This is a genomic window from uncultured Caballeronia sp., assembly GCF_964243625.1.
Classification (GTDB): Bacteria; Pseudomonadota; Gammaproteobacteria; order Burkholderiales; family Burkholderiaceae; genus Caballeronia.
The window spans coordinates 1-2,821 of record NZ_CAXTGZ010000734.1 but is presented as its reverse complement, the minus strand read 5'-3'; the positions used below and the strand labels follow the sequence as shown (position 1 = coordinate 2,821).

2 protein-coding genes are annotated in these 2,821 nt (G+C 59.7%); one reads left to right on the top strand and one right to left on the bottom strand.

Going from position 1 to position 2,821, the window contains the following annotated elements; all coding sequences use genetic code 11:
- Positions 1–185: 185 nt before the first annotated feature.
- Positions 186–836: an RNA pyrophosphohydrolase gene (locus tag ACFFAR_RS30115; protein WP_062000294.1), complete on the bottom strand. Its 651-nt coding sequence runs from the start codon at positions 834–836 to the stop codon at positions 186–188.
- A gap of 228 nt (positions 837–1,064) precedes the next feature.
- Here ACFFAR_RS30115 and ACFFAR_RS30110 point away from each other — a divergent pair.
- On the top strand, positions 1,065–2,821 hold a 1,757-nt coding region (locus tag ACFFAR_RS30110; protein WP_375509105.1), incomplete at its 3' end, for a proline--tRNA ligase.

The following is a 2,821-nucleotide window of genomic DNA, read 5'->3' as shown; positions in this document are numbered from 1 at the left end:
TTCAATTCTTGATTTCCTGAGGTTGATGCAGAAGCGACTGCAAATCGATCGTGCTGCGTGAAATTGCGACGATTATCCCGCTAAGGGAGCGCGCCGGCATGACAAAACACGCAAGCCCAGCCTTCGACGCTGCACGAAAAAAAGCGGCGGGCGTTGCCGCACCGCCGCTTCGGATGACACACGTCCTAATCCCGCGAAGGACGTTGTGCGTAGATATGCAGCTCTTCGGTCACCGAACATTCTGCCTGAATGACCTGACCGTTGGCAGAAACGGTCGCGTCCTCCATGGTCATGCTCCCAATCACGCGCGGATACCGATTCGCGTGACGCGCCAAATGTTCCGCGCGCTCGGCACGCACGGCGGCGCGCCTCAGGAAGCGAGAAAGTTCTGTGAGCGCAAGCTGATAAACATCACGCTTGAACTCGATCACCGCGTCGAGCGGGACCCAATATTCGTTCCACCGCCAGGCATCGAATTCCGGATGATCAGTCGCACGCAAACAAATGTCACAGTCGCGGCCTACCATGCGTAACAAAAACCAAATCTGCTTTTGTCCGCGATAATGACCGCGCACTTCGCGCTTGATGAACTTGTCCGGCACCTCATAACGCAGCCAGTCGCGGGTTCGACCCACGACCTTGACGTGTTCCGGCAGCAAACCGGTTTCTTCGTGTAACTCCCGATACATCGCTTGCACAGGGGTCTCGCCGTACTTGATGCCCCCTTGCGGAAACTGCCAGGAATGTTCACGCAGCCGCTTGCCCCAAAACACTTCGTTGTGCGCGTTCAAGAGGATGATGCCGACGTTCGGGCGAAAGCCTTCACGATCCAGCATACAACCACCTTCGAATCCTTTAAAATTGCTTTGATTATAAACAGATAACGGGCCTGGCGCACCGGCACGAACCCGAATCCGGCGTTCGTTGCGTGTGGGCGTTGAGGCGGGCGCGCTTTGGTCTTCGCCCCGCATCGCTGTCCCGTCGTTCACTCGTTCCGCACGTTCAGCACGATTGGGCGCTCACCGCCCATTCAATCGACGCGCTCCGCTTTGGAAGATTTTTGAATGAAAGCATCCCGTTTCTTTATCGCCACCCTGAAAGAAGCCCCCACCGACGCAGAAATCGTCAGCCATCAGCTCATGGTTCGCGCAGGCATGATCCGCCGTGTCGCCGGCGGCATTTACAGCTATCTGCCTATCGGTCTGCGTTCCATTCGCAAGGTGGAAGCCATCGTGCGCGAAGAAATGGATCGCGCCGGCGCGCTCGAATTGCTGATGCCCGCGGTGCAGCCCGCCGAACTTTGGCAGGAGTCGGGTCGTTGGGAGCAATACGGGCCGGAATTGCTGCGTATCAAGGATCGTCATGACCGCGATTTCGTGGTCGGTCCGACCCACGAAGAAGTGGTGACGGACATTGCGCGCCGCGAGATCAAGAGCTACAGGCAATTGCCGGTCAACTTCTATCAGATCCAGACGAAGTTCCGCGATGAAATCCGCCCGCGTTTCGGCGTGATGCGTGGCCGCGAATTCATCATGAAGGACGCGTATTCGTTCGATCGCGATCAGGCGGGTCTCTCCGAGTCGTACAAGAAAATGTTCGATGCCTACGTGCGGGTGTTCTCGCGCATCGGCCTGGAATTCCGTGCGGTCGCGGCAGATAACGGATCGATTGGCGGCAGCGGTTCGCATGAGTTCCACGTGATCGCCGACACCGGGGAAGACGCGATTGCGTATAACCCGGCATCGGATTACGCGGCGAACATCGAAGCGGCAGAGGCGTTGCCGCTGAACGCCACCCGTGCGGCGCCGGCCGAGGAAATGAAGAAGACTGCAACACCGGGCAAGGCGAAGTGCGAGGCCGTGGCCGAGTTGCTGAACATTCCGCTGCAACGGACCATCAAGTCGATCATCCTCGCGACCGAAAACGAAGGCGGCGAAGCGACCATCTGGTTGCTGATGCTGCGCGGCGACCATTCGCTCAACGACATCAAGACGGGCAAGCTGCCGGGCTTGTCGGGTTACCGGTTCGCCACGGAAGCGGAGATCATCGATACCTTCGGCACGCCGCCCGGTTATCTCGGCCCGATCAACACGAAAAAGCCGGTCAACGTGATCGCGGACCGCACGGTCGCGAACATGAGCGATTTCGTGGTCGGCGCGAACGAGGTGGACTATCACATCACCGGCGTGAACTGGGGCCGCGATCTGCCGGAACCGGTCGTGGCGGACATCCGGAACGTGCTGGCGGGCGATCCTTCGCCGGACGGCAAGGGTGCGCTCGAAATCTGCCGCGGCATTGAAGTGGGCCACGTGTTCCAGCTCGGCACGAAGTATTCGGACGCCATGGGCGCGACGTTCCTCGACGAAAACGGCAAGCCGGCCAAGATGCTGATGGGCTGTTACGGCATCGGCATCACGCGGGTTCTGGGTGCGGCGATCGAACAGAATTTCGATGCCAAGGGCATCATCTGGCCGGAATCGATCGCACCGTTCGAAGTCGTGCTCTGCCCCATGGGCTATGACCGCAGCGAGGCCGTGCGCGAGCAGGCCGACAAGCTGTATGCAACGCTGCAGGCGGCGGGTATCGACGTGATCCTGGACGATCGCGGCGAGCGGCCGGGTGTGATGTTCGCAGATTGGGAGCTGATCGGCGTGCCGCATCGGCTGGTGATCGGTGATCGCGGGCTGAAGGAAGGCAAGCTCGAATACCAGGCACGACGCGACGCAGAAGCCACGTTGTTACCGGTCGATGACGCCGCGAATGTGGTGATCGAGAAGGTCCGCGCCGCCTACAACCCCAACCTATCGATCGACGGCGTCGT

Coding starts and splice junctions, on each gene's coding strand:
- ACFFAR_RS30115 (WP_062000294.1), bottom strand. CDS start 836: ATGCTGGATCGTGAAGGCTTTCGCCCGAACGTCGGCATCATCCTCTTG.